This is a genomic window from Nostoc sp. NMS7, assembly GCF_017115085.1.
In the GTDB taxonomy this organism is placed as follows: Bacteria; Cyanobacteriota; Cyanobacteriia; order Cyanobacteriales; family Nostocaceae; genus Nostoc.
Window position 1 is genome coordinate 1 of the sequence record NZ_JABXKJ010000223.1, and the last position, 15,366, is coordinate 15,366.

16 protein-coding genes are annotated in these 15,366 nt (G+C 39.4%); 8 read left to right on the forward strand and 8 right to left on the reverse strand.

Going from position 1 to position 15,366, the window contains the following annotated elements:
- The first annotated feature begins 164 nt into the window (after positions 1 to 164).
- Together HWQ38_RS27395 and HWQ38_RS27400 are read left to right on the forward strand one after the other, a co-directional pair.
- The gene (locus HWQ38_RS27395) at positions 165 to 887 is read left to right on the forward strand and encodes a hypothetical protein (protein ID WP_292800094.1); all 723 of its coding nucleotides are present in this window, start codon (positions 165 to 167) and stop codon (positions 885 to 887) included.
- Positions 888 to 920: 33 nt separating this feature from the next.
- Positions 921 to 1,598 carry a hypothetical protein gene (locus HWQ38_RS27400; protein WP_292800097.1) on the forward strand — a complete coding sequence of 226 codons (678 nt, stop codon included), beginning with the start codon at positions 921 to 923 and terminating at the stop codon, positions 1,596 to 1,598.
- Between the two features lie 138 nt (positions 1,599 to 1,736).
- Here HWQ38_RS27400 and HWQ38_RS27405 read toward each other — a convergent pair whose 3' ends face one another.
- Positions 1,737 to 2,684, reverse strand: a complete 948-nt coding sequence (locus HWQ38_RS27405; protein WP_292800100.1) for a glycosyltransferase family 2 protein — start codon at positions 2,682 to 2,684, stop codon at positions 1,737 to 1,739.
- A gap of 285 nt (positions 2,685 to 2,969) precedes the next feature.
- On the opposite strand from HWQ38_RS27405, the gene HWQ38_RS27410 reads away from it, so the two are divergent.
- The gene (locus tag HWQ38_RS27410) at positions 2,970 to 3,401 is read left to right on the forward strand and encodes a ketosteroid isomerase family protein (RefSeq protein WP_292800103.1); all 432 of its coding nucleotides are present in this window, start codon (positions 2,970 to 2,972) and stop codon (positions 3,399 to 3,401) included.
- Between the two features lie 111 nt (positions 3,402 to 3,512).
- Here the strand turns inward: HWQ38_RS27410 and HWQ38_RS27415 are convergent, their stop codons facing one another.
- From HWQ38_RS27415 to HWQ38_RS27425, 3 genes are all read right to left on the reverse strand, one after another.
- Positions 3,513 to 3,938, reverse strand: coding sequence for an anti-sigma regulatory factor (locus tag HWQ38_RS27415; protein ID WP_292800106.1), 426 nt, complete (start codon positions 3,936 to 3,938; stop codon positions 3,513 to 3,515).
- 3 nt (positions 3,939 to 3,941) lie between these two features.
- Positions 3,942 to 5,615: a SpoIIE family protein phosphatase gene (locus tag HWQ38_RS27420; protein WP_292800109.1), complete on the reverse strand. Its 1,674-nt coding sequence runs from the start codon at positions 5,613 to 5,615 to the stop codon at positions 3,942 to 3,944.
- A 167-nt stretch (positions 5,616 to 5,782) separates the two neighbouring features.
- Entirely contained in the window at positions 5,783 to 6,502 is a 720-nt protein-coding gene (locus HWQ38_RS27425) for a response regulator transcription factor (protein ID WP_292800112.1), read from the reverse strand.
- 324 nt (positions 6,503 to 6,826) lie between these two features.
- On the opposite strand from HWQ38_RS27425, the gene HWQ38_RS27430 reads away from it, so the two are divergent.
- Entirely contained in the window at positions 6,827 to 7,582 is a 756-nt protein-coding gene (locus HWQ38_RS27430) for a WecB/TagA/CpsF family glycosyltransferase (RefSeq protein WP_292800115.1), read from the forward strand.
- A 198-nt stretch (positions 7,583 to 7,780) separates the two neighbouring features.
- Positions 7,781 to 8,527 carry a cell division ATP-binding protein FtsE gene (ftsE, locus tag HWQ38_RS27435; RefSeq protein ID WP_292800118.1) on the forward strand — a complete coding sequence of 249 codons (747 nt, stop codon included), beginning with the start codon at positions 7,781 to 7,783 and terminating at the stop codon, positions 8,525 to 8,527.
- A 68-nt stretch (positions 8,528 to 8,595) separates the two neighbouring features.
- Here the strand turns inward: ftsE and HWQ38_RS27440 are convergent, their stop codons facing one another.
- Together HWQ38_RS27440 and HWQ38_RS27445 are read right to left on the reverse strand one after the other, a co-directional pair.
- Positions 8,596 to 9,708, reverse strand: coding sequence for an acyltransferase family protein (locus HWQ38_RS27440; protein ID WP_292800139.1), 1,113 nt, complete (start codon positions 9,706 to 9,708; stop codon positions 8,596 to 8,598).
- A 507-nt stretch (positions 9,709 to 10,215) separates the two neighbouring features.
- Positions 10,216 to 10,986 (reverse strand): armadillo-type fold-containing protein, encoded by a 771-nt coding sequence (locus HWQ38_RS27445; protein WP_292800121.1) that lies wholly within the window; start codon positions 10,984 to 10,986, stop codon positions 10,216 to 10,218.
- A 660-nt stretch (positions 10,987 to 11,646) separates the two neighbouring features.
- Here HWQ38_RS27445 and HWQ38_RS27450 point away from each other — a divergent pair.
- The gene (locus HWQ38_RS27450; protein ID WP_292800124.1) at positions 11,647 to 12,543 is read left to right on the forward strand and encodes an alpha/beta hydrolase; all 897 of its coding nucleotides are present in this window, start codon (positions 11,647 to 11,649) and stop codon (positions 12,541 to 12,543) included.
- A gap of 225 nt (positions 12,544 to 12,768) precedes the next feature.
- Here HWQ38_RS27450 and HWQ38_RS27455 read toward each other — a convergent pair whose 3' ends face one another.
- Together HWQ38_RS27455 and HWQ38_RS27460 are read right to left on the reverse strand one after the other, a co-directional pair.
- Positions 12,769 to 13,356 (reverse strand): Uma2 family endonuclease, encoded by a 588-nt coding sequence (locus HWQ38_RS27455; RefSeq protein WP_292800127.1) that lies wholly within the window; start codon positions 13,354 to 13,356, stop codon positions 12,769 to 12,771.
- Positions 13,357 to 13,380: 24 nt separating this feature from the next.
- Positions 13,381 to 13,584 (reverse strand): hypothetical protein, encoded by a 204-nt coding sequence (locus HWQ38_RS27460; protein WP_292800130.1) that lies wholly within the window; start codon positions 13,582 to 13,584, stop codon positions 13,381 to 13,383.
- 55 nt (positions 13,585 to 13,639) lie between these two features.
- On the opposite strand from HWQ38_RS27460, the gene HWQ38_RS27465 reads away from it, so the two are divergent.
- Complete coding sequence (locus HWQ38_RS27465; RefSeq protein WP_292800133.1) at positions 13,640 to 14,749, forward strand: AAA family ATPase; 1,110 nt, start codon at positions 13,640 to 13,642, stop codon at positions 14,747 to 14,749.
- Positions 14,746 to 15,231: a hypothetical protein gene (locus tag HWQ38_RS27470; RefSeq protein WP_292800136.1), complete on the forward strand. Its 486-nt coding sequence runs from the start codon at positions 14,746 to 14,748 to the stop codon at positions 15,229 to 15,231. The genes HWQ38_RS27465 and HWQ38_RS27470 overlap by 4 nt, the downstream gene beginning before the upstream one ends.
- The last annotated feature ends 135 nt before the right edge of the window (positions 15,232 to 15,366 follow it).

The following is a 15,366-nucleotide window of genomic DNA, read 5'->3' on the forward strand; positions in this document are numbered from 1 at the left end:
CAATCCGGTGTGACCCTTTGTATCCTCTTATTTTTCTTCCTATCCCCTATTTATTGAGCGGATACTGATCCCAGGTCTGTATTTGAATACAAGCCACATGGAGACTCTGCTAAGGAATTTGAGTTACTAGCTATAGAAGTGTTACAAAAAATAGGAATTTAGTAATGTTATTATCTGTTTCATTTGTTCCTGTTAAACAAATTACATCTAGTGTTCCACGTTCAAACTTTTCAGACAGCGATCTGAATCGAATTGCAGAGCTAATCTTAAAAGGTGAAGGAATTATAAATCCTCTAATACTTCGTAGTACCAGTCTAGAATCCTATGAAGTGGTCGATGGACACTTTGAATACTATGCTGGTGCTAGAGCCAGAGAGATAGACCTGCGAAAGGGTGAAATGATTGGAGCATTCATTATTGAATCTAACAATCAGGAAGCTCTTGAGCAGCAGGTTAAATTTCTCAGAACGCAAAATATTGCTATTCCTAGCCATGTAGCTGCTGGTTCAGATGTAAGTGAATCCCGTTTCATCAACATAGAATCTCGCATGACAAACCAAGAATCACGTTCTGAAAAACGCACTAATGAATTGGAAGAAGAGTGGAAACGTGAAATTAAAAATATTTATAACAGACTGAACGAACTGGAAAATAGGCTTCCCAAACCAATTGAACCTTTACAAGCACTTAATACTTGGAATCTAACTAAACTGACTTCTAAGTTGAGCCGAGTTAATGTAAAATTTCAAATAATTGAAAACATATTCAATGAACGAGAAGCAAATGGCAAATACTCATCCTTTAGCAATGCCATTGATCGTATCAAAGGCTTAGGTGAAAAAACAATGCTAAAGATTATCGACAGTTTTGCAGAGGGTACTGTCTGACTTTATTGTATAAAGTTAAAATTGGTGGTTAATATGGATAAAGTCGAATCTAAAATTGTTGAAATATTAAAAAGTGGAACTCCCGTAAGGGCAGTAAAAATTGCTGAGATGCTGGGAGTTGAAAGACGGGAAGTAAACCATTACTTATATTCTTCATTGAAGAATATGGTTATCCAAGATAGTGAGTATAAATGGTCATTGAAAACAAACGAAATAGGTAATAATCAGCGTATCCCAACTCAACCACGAATACCTGAAAACCAATCATCAAAACCTGTAACGCAAAATAACGTATACAGTTTTACCAAAAAAAATATTCGACAAGATACTCCGATTCAACCAAACTCTCCAACTCCATCTTCACAACCTGTAAAGCAAAGTAATCCCTATGAAGTTGTCAGGAGAGAACTTGCTCAAGTATCCTCTGAGGAAAAGGTAAAAATTCTGGAAAATGCTTTTAGACAAGATAGATTTACAAAACTAGAAGATGAGCAGATAAATGCTCTCCAATCAATTTTAGAAGAAGCTAGGCGGGAAGTGAATATACTCAATAGGGCTTATACACAAGGGAAACTAAGCTTTTGGAAGACTAACTCTTTAGCGATCGCAGTCCTATCTATAGCCTTAACTCTTGGTACATTCTTCATGATTAATCAACTGAGATCCAACTCAACTTACCAACCTACCCCAACTATTCCACAAAATAGGTAAATTCGCCAACCCCTTTGCGGTTTTCCTCTGCGTCTGACTTTTCAGGGGATCTAGAAAACCTCTCTCCTACAAAAAGAGAGGCTTTGAATTCTCCCCATTCCCTTCTAGGGAAGGAGGCTGGGGGGTTAGGTTTCATGTCTAACCCCGCACCTGTCGCAGTGCATTAAACGCCTTACCTCGCAACCCAACTGGTAACAGCGATAATCCTAAACCAGTCCAAGCTTTAGGAGTTGAAAAAGACTTACCTGCTAAAACTAGCTCTCTGCCTTTTTGCGTTTCACCCTTTTCAATTAAACGCAAACCTAATAATAATTGCGTTTCAGTTAGACGATTTTTCCTGATTGTCTCTATTTTTTCCGACTCAAACTTATAACTTTCTAAATACCGGAGTTTATCAAATAAATAAGGAATGGCTCGATTGATACCTTGCTGCTCGGCATGAGAGCGATATTCCATCAATAATTCTGGTAAGTAATAACCCTTTTTTCCAGCCAAAGCTAGACGCACAAATAAATCATTATCCTCACAATTTTGCAGATTTGGCTGCATATATCCTAATTCTTGCAATATTTTTCGGCGAAATAATGTCGCTCCAATTTGAAAGCTTTGCTGAATAAATACAACTTCCAACAAATTATCTACAATACCTGCTGGTAAATTCTTCCTACCCCAGCGATAAGAATTTTCTTGAGTTTTTGCCTCATCCCGCACATTGTTAATATCAATTATCCAATGGTCTGTACCAACAAAATCAATGCTATAATCTTGAGTAAGAATAGCTGCGGTACTTGCGAGAAAATCGGGTGTTAGCCGATCATCATCATCAAACTTAATAAAATATTCACCACTGGCAGCATCAAAGCCAGAGCGCATATTATTACTTTTACCAATATTTTGCAGATGACGGATATATTTAATCCGGTGATCTGTGTACTGTGACATCAACTCAGATGTGCGATCGCTAGAACCGTCATCACAAACAATTAGCTCAAAGTCTTGCTCAGACTGATTGAGTATACTGTCAATCGCATAAGGGAGGAGATTAACACGATTAAAAGTAGGAATGCAAACAGTAATTTTAGGCATATTTTATACTAATAACTGGAAAATATAACCGAGGGCAACAAGGAAGCTATTTTGGTTATGGATGATACTAACATTACCCTCTGTTTGTCTGCATTGGCAAAACCCGTGTTGTGGTATCGCTTCTCCTAAAATGTGCGCGTGGCCTTGGGTATTCGATTAAATGCTGGAAAACTTCCATCGTGAGGAAGATTTACGAATATGTGGCAATCTCTCTCAATAGGAGCTTTCTTTTTACCTATTTTTATATTCAAATTAATATTCAGCTAGGATGATCCAGGTAATTTTATGACTTCTGCTGAATTTATATCGCCGGCGCAGTTGAAAGAAGAATTCCAGATTGAGGGAATTACAGAACCAAGTATACTCGCCTATTTTAAAATCTTAAATGCCGGAGAATTTGAAGCAACTGCTGCCTTATTTGCGGTAAATGGTGTGATGCGTCCACCATTTGAATCTGATATTGTGGGGACAGATGCGATCGCAGCCTACTTAAAACAAGAAGGCCAAAACATTAAAGCTTACCCCAACACAGCAATAGCCGACACTTTAGAAAATGGTGATATCCAAATCCAAGTAACAGGCACAGCCCAAACTTCCTGGTGTAGTGTCAATGTATTGTGGCTATTTATCCTCAACCAACAACGGCAAATTTCCTATACTAGAATCAAACTTTTAGCTTCCCCCCAAGAGTTACTTTCTTTACGTCGTGAAAACTAGCAAATAGGTGTAATAGCTTAGGCAATATTTGATTATATCCAAAACAAAATCTAGTCATCTAAAACTCGGATAAAGATAAATCATAATTACTTGAAAAATAGTAACTTTTGTCTATTGGACTAATTCGGGTAAAGTAGCTTCTAATTTAAGACAGTTGGCACCATCAATCTGCAACTGATACTCGACCTTATCCATAAGACGATTCATAATCATCCAACCATAACCACCTTCTTGTTTTTCCATCGGATCTGGAGCGTAGTATGTAGACATATCAAAGCCTTCGCCGAAGTCCCAAACTTCTAAGGCAAGCTCCCGGTCTTTGAGTTCCAAACGCAGTAAAATTGGCAAATTTGGTTTGTTCTTGTGAGCATGACGGACTGCATTTGAGTAGGCTTCTACCAAAGCCAGTCTTAAACGACTTGATTGCCGTGACCAATCCACAGAATCTCCTAACTGGATTTTTAAACATCCTAGCAACCAGTTTTCGACAATATTAAGAAAACTCAAGTCACTTGGTACATGAAGTTCACTTTTCATGACTTACAAAATCTCCAGTGAAAGTATAGTTTGATCATCTTCTTGAACGTGGTTATCTGCCTGGATGCGAGCTAATAAATGGTTAAGAGAAAGCGGTTGTTGCTCTTGTCGTAAGAGTTGCCATAGACCATCTTGATTCAGCATAGAACGGTTAACTGGCTCAACGTTAGACTCGGTTTTTACTGCTGAATCAGAATTAGTTGATACCGTTGCTTCTGTAATTCCATCGCTGGCTAGTAACAATGTGTCTCCAGCCGCGAGAACCAAACGACCAGACTGTGCCTGCCATTTAGGCAAGATCCCCAAAGGAACGCTGCGGACTTTGAGGTAATTGGGATTGTCGGCTAAAGCACCTTGGCGTGACCATAACAGTGGATAAATATGACCGGCATTAGTATAGACAAGTTCCTTAGTGCTAGGGGTATAACAGGCTAAGACAAGGGTGATGAAATAATTGTTGCTAATCAAGTCTTCACTGAGAGCGTAGTTGAGGTTCTGCATGACCACATTCGGCTCGGCTGGTGTTTCTTGAGATAATTCCCGGCGCAAAACTGAAATAATACTAGCCATAAATAAAGCAGCTGGAACGCCCTTACCAGAAACATCACCCACTGCTAGCCACAAGTCGCCTTTGGGATGAACAAAAACTTCAAAAAAATCGCCTCCGACTTCCCGCGCTGGGTAACAGCAGGCTTGCACCTTCACACCTTTGATGTCAGGTAAAGTTTGGCGTAGCAGGTTGTATTGAATTTGGCGAGCCACCTCCAATTCATTGTGAATCTGCTGTTGCTTTTCTTGGAGGCGCTGGTAGAGTTTTGCTTGTGAGAGGGCTAAGGCTGCTTGTTCGGCAACACCTACAATCAGTTGGATGTCTTCGTCTTGCCAAGGGCGATCGCGTCCCCATTGGTGGAGGGCTAGCACAGCCAACAGATGCTGCTGGTAGCTAAGTGGCACAACCAGGTGATGGGAAGGCTTGCCGTTATATACATCTTCAGCAAGTTGATAATGGCGGGTTTCCAGTACTTTTTCAATTAAAACACTGGGGTTGAATAAGCTATGTGATACATCGGATTCAGGATCGCGGTAGAAGAACTCGTCTTGTGTGAGGCGATCGCCCTCTACTGGTCTGAGCAAGCAACTGGTAGCTTCAAATGTTTGTCCAATAGTTGCTACAATCTTTTGCAGCATACTGTCGTAGTCTAAAGATTCCCGAATTGCTGTTGTTACTGCATTAAATAAAGATTCTCGCCGTAAAGCCCGACGCAACTCTTGCGTGCGCTTCTTAACTAGGCGATATGTATCAGTGGCTTGCTCAACTAAGGCTCTGAGCCGATCCGGATTCCAGGGTTTGGTAATATACTTGAATACCTGACCAGAGTTAATCGCATCTACCAAATCTTCGACATCAGTAAAACCAGTTAACAAAATCCGAATTGTGTCTGGATAGCGCTCTACAGTCCGACTAAAAAATTCAGTGCCACTCATTTCTGGCATTCTTTGGTCAGAAATAATCACTGCCATTTCGCCAAATTGATCCAAGATTTCCAGAGCGCCCAAAGCATGATTAGCTTTATATACTTGAAAATCTCGCCTAAAAGTGCGGTAGAGTAGATCTAAGTTATCTGGCTCATCATCTACCACCATGAGCTTAAGTTTGCCCAACTCGATCTCAGACATAATTGACTTCAGTTTTCACATATTTGAATAGCGAGATAGGATGATGTTTATCCCACCTGATAAATAACAGAAAATCCGAGAAGCCATTCACTTTGAAAATATAACTTTCTCAAAGTTGGGAGTTTCTTGTGTTGATCCTGAATAATTGCTCCAAACCAAAATTAACTTTATCCAACCAACCCAGAACGCAAGGCGCGGACTGCTGCTTGAGTACGGTCATCGGCACATAGCTTATTCAAAATATTGCGAACGTGAGTTTTAACAGTCCCAACAGTGATGTAAAGTCTTTCCGCAATTAGTGCATTACTACAACCTTCGACAATCAACTGTAACACTTCTAATTCCCTTTCTGTCAGGGTGTAAGGTTGAATTCCTTCCAGATTCTCAACAGAATCAGGGTTAGGGGCAATAGTCTTGGCATCGACAAAAGCCGATTCCAACTTTTGGGGATTTTGTTGCGCTTGTTGTAATACAATCCGAGCGATCGCCGGATCGATCCAGGCGTTGCCATTGTAAGTGACTCGCACTGCTTCCAGCAAATTATCGAATTTGATATCTTTCATACAGTAAGAGTCTGCACCAGCAGCAAAAGCTGCCAACACCGCTTCTTTATTATCCCGCAGCGTCAAAATTAACACCTTTGTCACTAGCTGCTGCCCATTAATAGTAGATTTTACCTCCCGTGTTAACTCAATGCCATCCTTATCTGGTAAACCAATATCGACAATGGCAATATCTGGTTGTACCATTTTTAACATTTTTAGCCCGTCAGTAGCATTAGCAGCTTCACCTACAACTTCAATGTCATTCTTTTGCAGTAGTGCTGTCCGAATACCCACACGAGTTAGGTCATGATCTTCAATCACAGCAATCCGAATTTTACTCATAGCCAACTTCAGCCCGTTACACTACCTTAACCGTAAAGTCGAGTTTGGTGACATACTCCCACACTAACTGCAAGTAGTATAGTGGGGGCTTGTGTTCCCGGAACCAGAGTTGAGCGTTTTATACTGAGTGAATATTACACTTTAACAATCATAAAATTTGCACTGGTTCAGTCCAAGTACAAGCGCCCAAGACTAATTAGTTCAATATGCTTTCTATTGTTGCAGGGCAATGGGGAATCTCTCCTGCCTAAGTTCTAATCTAAAAAAATTTGATAAACTTAACAATCAAGGAAATCTGGTGTGATGGTTAATCAACAATAGGTTATGTCTAACGGCAATCAAGCATTTTCAGTGTTGGGAATACCAGTTCATGTGATGGCTAACTATCCAGGCTGGTTGTTAGAATGCCTGCACACAGGCAAAGGAACTCATGTAGTAACGCTGAATGCAGAAATGATTATGCAAGCAGAGCGAAATCATTTCTTAGCTGAGGTGATTAAAAATGCTGAACTTGTGATTCCAGATGGAGCCGGGGTTGTTCTATATTTGCGGTGGCTATTATGGCAAAATGTGCAGCGTTTTCCGGGGATTGAATTAGCAGAAAAACTTTTGCAAGAACTTGGGCAACACCAGACAGGGGCAAAGATATTTTTCTATGGTGCAGCGCCTGGAGTGGCCTCAATTGCGGCAGATTTTTGGCAGCAGCAAATTCCAGATTTAAGTATAGTAGGTACTCACTCAGGCTACCATTCCCCAGAAGAAGAAGCAAAATTGCAACAAACTCTGGCTCAATTGCAGCCACAAGTAATTTTTGTCGGTTTGGGAGTGCCACGTCAAGAGTTATGGATTGCGGAAAATCGCCATTTGTGTCCTCAAGCAATTTGGATTGGCGTTGGTGGCAGTTTTGATATTTGGTCGGGAACTAAAACTCGCGCTCCCGCCTGGTTAGGAAATAATAATTTGGAATGGTTGTATCGGCTTTATCAAGAACCTTGGCGTTGGCGGCGGATGTTGGCGTTACCGGCGTTTGCTGTGAAAGCGTTTGTTTATCGTTTGACAGCAAGGGGTGCAATTAGTTAAGAGACGCGATTAATCTTAAGAGACGCGATTAATCGCGTCTGTACTAGGGAGTGTTAGTATTAAAGCCTTCAAAAAACTTAAAATTTTTTTTGGTAAATTTCAAATTTCTAGGCGAAACCTGGGAATCCTTATTTTTGAGAGGAATGTCACATCTAAATCGGCAAACTGTTTGGTTGTGGGTATGAGGAAGATTGAACAATGCCAGTATTAACAACTCAAGTTAAGAAAGACAAATCAGTTCATAGAGAGGATAGTAAAACTAAACAGCAGGGTAGCAATACTACTGCAAAGGTGCAATTGCAATCTGTAACTAAGACCTATAATAATGGCTGTGACGCTTTGTTGAATGTGAACCTTGGGGTAAAAAAGGGAGAATTTCTGTTTATCACCGGGCCTTCTGGTTCTGGTAAATCAACGCTCTTGAAACTGCTGTATGGACAGGAGTTAGCCACAGAGGGAGAAGTAATTGTTGATGGATATAATGTAGCGGGTTTACGGGGCGATCGCTTGTCATTATTACGGCGACGCATTGGCATTGTGTTTCAAGACTACAAATTGATTACCCAACGAACAGTAGCGGAAAATGTGACTTTTGTGTTGCAAGCTCAAGGGTATACCCGCAAAGAAATTCAACGACGCTTACAACCAACTTTAAAATTGGTGGGTTTGCTGAATAAAGCTGGCTGCTTTCCAGATCAACTGTCTGGGGGAGAGCAACAACGGGTGAGTATTGCCCGTGCGATCGTTGGCACACCACCCCTGCTGTTGGCGGATGAGCCTACTGGAAATCTCGATCCAGATAATTCTTGGCAAGTGATCCAGATTCTCCAGAAGTTAAATTCTTTTGGGGCTACAGTAATTGTTACCACTCACGATGAACAATTGGTGCGGCGATGCAATCATCGGGTAGTGCAAGTTCGCAATGGACGGCTGTCTCAAAAATAAGCATTGGGCATTTGTAAATGACAAATGCCCAACGTTAACCTATTTTGTCTTGTTTTCCTGAGTATAAATTATTTCAACAACAACATAGAAAGCATATTCGAGTGATTCTGACCATATCTGGTTTTGCTAATTATTCCAGAAATAATTTTTTTCTGGAGATAAGTGACTGCGATCGCTCCTACAGTTACTACTGAAAAGGCAATCAGAAAGTGACTGGCAAATTTTGGTAAATATACCACCAGAGTTTGCCAATAATAAACAAAGAATATATGCCACAAATATATCCATAAAGAGGATGAACTGATAAAAATAATTCCTCTGATTAAGACATGATTATTGTTAGATAAATTATAGTTATAACAAATTCTATCTACTGCACAAAAAGCAAACAAAGACATAAAAATTCCATAAGAAACAAAATACATTGTGGGTGGATATTTAAAATCTGCGGTAGATGCAAAATGTCCTAGAGTCCGGTAATAGAACCCAGTTAATAATAAGAAGATAGTCAAAAACAATCCCGAAATAAATAATATTTTTTTGAATCCAAGTTGGAGTAACACTATGCCCAAGCCAAATAAACATCCGTAGGGTATAAGATAAAATAAGTAATCATCGATAAATTGGATAATGGTTTGACTGTGTAAGTGAAAATGGCCAATTTTAAGAAATAATATTTCGTATCCCAGATATATTAAAAATAGCAGAGCTAAAAATTTATTTTCAGACTTACATAATTTGTATAACTTCAATAAAGGATTCGCAAAAATAGCAACGAGAGTAAATACACGAATAATCCAGACATATCCAATCCCTTTTAAGAAGAGAAATGTTTCAATTATTTCTGAAGAAGAAAATGGATAAGGTCTAGCTAGCAAAAAAAATATCAGATTAGCCGAAATGAAGAAAAAAGTCAAAAATAACCATACCGGAGCAATCAGACGAGGCAATCTTTTTTGCAAATAATTCCAAAAAGATATTTTTTTATTGTTAGCTGAATAGTAATATAATGTTCCTGATGCAATAACCATCAGAGGTACATCAAAACGTCTGATGTCAAATAAAATATTGTCTTCAAGTCCGATATGGGCGAAAATAATACAAAGTAGTGCAATGGTTTTTAAGATATCAAATCTAATATCTCGTTGTTTGTCTAGAGTTTTTTCTATTCTATTTATCATTGTCTCCACAAAAGTAATTTCATATTTATGGCTTTTCAGTAATTATGCAAAGTTACTTCGCCAAAAGTATGGAGATTTTGCCAGATTATTATCTAAAATGGGAAAATCTTGTAGAAATTGGGGCGTTCTATCCTTGATTTTTAAGTCAAATTTGGATTTTGATGTTTAACTAATATACGAATCCTATTTTATTTTTGACCAAAACTCAGTACAGATTTATCCCTTGTTCCCTGTTGCCTGCCACGCAAGTAAATTCAGGAATCAAGTCGGATTGCTATAGTTTGGCATACTATATTAGGACTTACGCAAAATTCCCTCAAAAACCTGATTTGTCGTAGCGGTAATTCATGAATTACCGCTACTTCGGAGCTTTTTTGCGTAAGTCCTATATATATTGAATAACCACATTTATTTACACATATCTTGCCTAGTTGAGTGACAAAACTCAAGCTGCATAGCAGTATGACTTGACTTGAAACTCTCTTTCATACTGCTTTTGAGCCATAACTAATAAACGTGGTGCTTGACTTTTGTAGATAGGGGTACGAAAGTTGCTGTTTTGGGTGGTAGCAGCTGTAGGCGATCGCAAGCTTGTAAACTCTTAAAAGCTGCCTCTCGAATCACCACTTCCTCATCTTGACTGAGTAGAAGTTGCAAGCATTCGACAACATCTTGCTGTACTGAAGAATCAACTTGTTTACGGCTGATGAATTTAGTTAGTTGACGTAGGGCAATCAACCGCTTCAATGGATCTTTTTCTGTTAAATTCACCAACAACTGATCGAGGTGGTCTTCTTCTCGATTTTCATAGAAGTTGACAATTTGCCATACCAATAAAATTAAAGTTAACAGAGTTCCCACACCTTGCACAATAGCACCGGTGGCAATCCAAGGACTGTGAGAGTCAACCCAAATTGCAGCTGCCATGTAAGTGCTGACAGTAGCAAGACCACCACTGACGACTGCTAAGGCTAACCGACGATTTGAACTGTTTAAGAACTTACGTATCTTAGACCAGTGCAATTGCCAGTCCCACTCCTGCATTGAGTAAACTAATACCATTATTCCAACGCCGATTAAGAGAGCCAATAGCAGTTTCCAGTTCCACAACAACATGGCAACGACGATTGTCAGGAACCCAAGAAAGCCCCCAGGTCCAGAGAAGCGCTTAAATGTTTGCTGCTTTGTGGCTCTTTTTGTCTTGAATTTTGTCAGCGGCCAGTTCCATTTGGGGATCTGGTTGATCAATTGCTGCCAAGAAGACGAAGCCTGTGCCACAGTGTTTACCTACTTAATTACGAAATTACCTATTGTATAAGTTTTACTAGGGATGAAGAAAGGGTGAAGCCCAAACCACAAGATGCCCGGTTTTCATGGACGGATAGTAGACTAATACAGTACCGCGGAAATCAAGATACCATTTAAAATCGCTCAGAGCAAGGGCATAAAGGCTTTATTAGCGCTTGATAGTGCAGTTTGAGCGATCGCGATCGTAAGCCCAAAGCACTAGTAGAATTAATAGGTTATTAAAATCAGCGTTTTGACTCTTCTTGACGCTCAAAATTATTTATAGTTTTTTTGATAGATTACCATAAAAACTTATGTTTGATTCACGCTTTAGTGATAGTCCCTAGCACAAAAAACCCTTATAAAACAGTAATTACAACGTTAAGTTATTTTCTATTATGAAAAAATAATTACCAAATCTTTACAAGTAATCAAATAATTTTATATCTACTTAATCTGGCGGTAGCGAGAAGTCCTAGAGTGATTGGTTCGCTGATAATAACAATGAGTGGAGAGTTTGAACTAAACACGTAAGCATCCAGGGTGACAAAAAAACGCGGTGACGCGGAGAAATTATCAAATACTCTCTTTGCGTCCCAGGTCTATTCTTTCACTTGTGCCAACTAATCACCACAGTCAACAAAAATACTTATGTTTCAACCACTAGGATTTGAACAACGGTCAATAAATACCTCACTAGGTAGAATGGCATACTATACTGCCGCTGGGGCACCTTGGCTAAATAATGTAACTGCCAAAGATGATCGGGAAACTTTGGTGTTCCTGCACGGTTTTGGTGGTGGTTCTTCTGCTTATGAGTGGTCGAAAGTTTATCCGGCTTTTGCCGCCGAATATCGGGTCATTGCGCCAGATTTAATCGGTTGGGGTAGGTCTGAACATCCGGCACTGAGTTATAATGTTGAGGATTATTTGACCACGATTCGGGAGTTTTTCGAGCAGACTTGTACTGGGCCAGTAAGTGCGATCGCTTCTTCTTTAACCGCAGCATTTACAATTCGAGTAGCAGCAACTCATCCTGATTTATTCAAGTCTTTAATTCTCACTACCCCCGCCGGACTTTCTGACTTTGGCGAAGACTATTCCCGTAGTTTTTTTGCCCAGTTAGTCAGCGTTCCCGTTGTTGACCGTTTACTTTACAGCACTGGAATTGCTACGAGTGGGGGTATTCGCAGCTTCTTGGAGCAACGGCAATTTGCTCAGTCTAATCGAGTCTACCAAGAAATTGTCGATGCTTATTTACAATCCGCCCAACAACCTAATGCTGAGTATGCAGCCCTGTCTTTTGTCCGTGGCGATTTATCCTTTGATTTATCTCTTTATATTCAACAACTAACAACTCCCACCGCCATGATTTGGGGACAAAGATCGCAATTTACAGGGCCATCAATTGGTCGCCGCCTTGCCGAAATTAATCCCCAAGCGATCCGATTTTTTCAACAGTTGGAAGATGTGGGGTTAACACCGCAGCTGGAATTACCAGCAGTGACAATTGGGTTAATTCGCAAATTTTTGCCTTTGCTTAATTAGTGGTTTGCTCAATTGTCAAAGCCTCATCTAATTTCTACCATAATTGTGTAGCTAGACTTGGGATTCTCTAGGATTAATAAATTAAATTAAGGGCGTTACTGAATCATATTTTGATTTTAGAACGCCCTTAATTTCATCTTAAACTTACTTACAGGTTGCTTGTGTATACTGCAAAAGCATCTCGCTAAAAATAAATGTTGCTAAAGTGTATCTTAATCAATAAAGCTACATAATCTGCTGTAAATCTAACACAAATCCAGGTAGTACGTTTTCTCCTGATAAACTAGCAGGATTCTCTAATATCTCTACATCTTTACCTGGACGATAAATTTCCACTCGCTTGTTTTTACGATCAATTAACCAGCCTAATTGAGTACCATTTTCGATATACTCCTGCATTTTCTCCTGCAATTCTTTCAAGGAATCAGAACGAGAACGCAACTCTACTACAAAATCAGGACAAATCGGGGCAAATTTTTCTTGTTCTTCTGGGGTTAAAGTATTCCATCGCTCAATTGTTATCCAAGAAGCATCAGGAGAACGTTCTGCACCATTGGGTAATGTGAAACCAGTTGAAGAGTCAAAAACTTCGCCTAAATTACTCTCAGAGTTCCAAATATCTAATTGAGTACTAATTTTTACATTTCGTCTGCCAGTATCACTACCTGTAGGTGGCATAATTAATAATTCCCCTGATGCTGTACGCTCAAATCGATAATCGCGGTTTTTCTGACACATCTGGAAAAATTGCTCATCAGTCAAGTCAATTTTCAATTTGAGTGTAGAAGGTAAAGTCGTTACTGTGGCGTCCATAGGTTATCTTGAGCATCTTACTTTCTAGTTTAGTGCTGTGTGGTGTGCGATCGCATCATTCGTGTTTAGGACTTTCCAAACAACCTCTAAACTTTTAAATTCATCAACTCCCATTTCTTGAGGATAGCGTTTGTTATGAGAGTAAATGTAATTTAATATGTATCTAATTCCTTTGTCGAACAGCAAAGCACCGGAATTCTCAGGACGTTCGTGGCAATGCTTATTCACTACTTAGGCAGATCAAAAAGTTCTTTCACTTTCCACTCCTCGGAATCGTTTTCCTATGCTCCAAAGACTATATATACACAATTTCAGATGTCTAGAAAACTTTGAACTGCCCATAAAGGGGATATCATCTGCTCTCTTGATTGGAAAAAATGGTGCAGGTAAATCAACTATTGCCTCTGCATTAGAGGTACTTCAGTCCATCGGTCGAGGCATTAATAGAGTTGGCCAACTTGTCCAATCGAAGGATTTTGCTCGTGGAAGGTCTGATGTTCCGATCCGGTTTGAAATAGAAGTATTAATTGAAAAGAAATTATACAAATATACCCTTGCTTTAGAACTGCCAGAAAATTTTAAAGAGCTTCGAGTTTTTGAAGAGCAATTGATAGTTGCAGGAGATATAATATACTCTCGAAAAGAAGCGCAAGTCACTGTTTACAACAACTCACAAAATCGTGAGGCTCAGTTTCTGCTAGATTGGCATCTTATTGCCCTTCCAGTAATTCAGAAACAATCAGAGACTGATCCTCTTCATATTTTCAAGACTTGGCTTGCTCAGATGATCATTTTAGCCCCGATCCCAAGCTTGATGACCGGAGACTCTAATGGTGAAACTTTGGAGCCAAAGCGAGAGGGTTCAAATATTGGGGAGTGGTTTTCTGGGTTACTCGGTCGCTATCCTGCGGCCTACACACAGGTTGACCAATATCTTCGAGAAGTTATGCCTGACATAAAGGATTTTCTGAATGAACTTATTGGCAAAGACTTCAAAAGCATGATTGTTCGCTTTGAAGAAAATAATGCAAATCTGAGTGTTAACTTTAAAGACTTATCTGACGGTGAAAAATGCTTTTTTCTTTGTGCTGTTGTCTTGGCTGCTAACAAATCATACGGGCCACTTTTTTGCTTCTGGGATGAGCCTGACAACTATCTCTCTTTGTCAGAGGTTGGACATTTTATAACATCACTGCGACGCTCATTTAAGAATAGTGGACAAATTTTGGTGACTTCGCATCATGAGGAAGGAATCCGAAAGTTTTCAAATGAAAATACCTTTGTACTTGATCGAAAAAGCCACTTGGAGCCAACTTTAATCAGATTGCTCAATGAGATGTCTGTTCAAGGTGATCTTGTAGATGCTTTGATTCGTGGCGATATAGAACTATGAGCGTGAATAAGTATAAACCGCACATTCTTGTGTTGCCCGAAGACGATGCTAATCGTCAGATTGCGAACGGATTTATTCTTGAGCTAAACCTCAATAGCTGCGCTATTCAAGTCCTACCAGAAGCTCGTGGTTGGGAAGACGTTGTGGATAAATTTACGAATGATTATGCCTCTACAATGCGACAATATCCACACAGAATGATTGCCTCGCTGATTGATTTTGATGAGCATGAAGATAGATTGATTTATGTAAAGGGTCAGATTCCCGATGATTTAAAAAATAGAGTATTTGTTCTTGGAGTGTTATCTGAACCAGAGAGATTAAGGAGAGATATTAATAAGGATTTTGAAAATATCGGAGAAGCTCTTGCAAAAGATTGCTCCAATAATACGAATGAATTGTGGGGACACCATCTTCTCAAACACAATAAAACTGAGTTAGATCGGATGATTTCATCTGTCAAACCATTTCTATTTAATTAAAGTAGATATCAGGGAGTTTATAAGTTGCCAGATTATTATAGCAATCTGAATCGAATCGTGAGAAAAGACGGAGATTAAAAGTACATATAATAGTGTTCAGTTAGCTCAAAAATTAGAACAAGAACGCTCCGTAAA

Coding starts and splice junctions, on each gene's coding strand:
- HWQ38_RS27465 (WP_292800133.1), top strand. CDS start 13,640: ATGCTCCAAAGACTATATATACACAATTTCAGATGTCTAGAAAACTTT.
- HWQ38_RS27470 (WP_292800136.1), top strand. CDS start 14,746: ATGAGCGTGAATAAGTATAAACCGCACATTCTTGTGTTGCCCGAAGAC.
- HWQ38_RS27420 (WP_292800109.1), bottom strand. CDS start 5,615: ATGTCTGAGATCGAGTTGGGCAAACTTAAGCTCATGGTGGTAGATGAT.
- HWQ38_RS27410 (WP_292800103.1), top strand. CDS start 2,970: ATGACTTCTGCTGAATTTATATCGCCGGCGCAGTTGAAAGAAGAATTC.
- HWQ38_RS27440 (WP_292800139.1), bottom strand. CDS start 9,708: ATGATAAATAGAATAGAAAAAACTCTAGACAAACAACGAGATATTAGA.
- HWQ38_RS27450 (WP_292800124.1), top strand. CDS start 11,647: ATGTTTCAACCACTAGGATTTGAACAACGGTCAATAAATACCTCACTA.
- HWQ38_RS27395 (WP_292800094.1), top strand. CDS start 165: ATGTTATTATCTGTTTCATTTGTTCCTGTTAAACAAATTACATCTAGT.
- HWQ38_RS27400 (WP_292800097.1), top strand. CDS start 921: ATGGATAAAGTCGAATCTAAAATTGTTGAAATATTAAAAAGTGGAACT.
- HWQ38_RS27425 (WP_292800112.1), bottom strand. CDS start 6,502: ATGAGTAAAATTCGGATTGCTGTGATTGAAGATCATGACCTAACTCGT.
- HWQ38_RS27455 (WP_292800127.1), bottom strand. CDS start 13,356: ATGGACGCCACAGTAACGACTTTACCTTCTACACTCAAATTGAAAATT.
- ftsE (WP_292800118.1), top strand. CDS start 7,781: ATGCCAGTATTAACAACTCAAGTTAAGAAAGACAAATCAGTTCATAGA.
- HWQ38_RS27405 (WP_292800100.1), bottom strand. CDS start 2,684: ATGCCTAAAATTACTGTTTGCATTCCTACTTTTAATCGTGTTAATCTC.
- HWQ38_RS27430 (WP_292800115.1), top strand. CDS start 6,827: ATGTCTAACGGCAATCAAGCATTTTCAGTGTTGGGAATACCAGTTCAT.
- HWQ38_RS27415 (WP_292800106.1), bottom strand. CDS start 3,938: ATGAAAAGTGAACTTCATGTACCAAGTGACTTGAGTTTTCTTAATATT.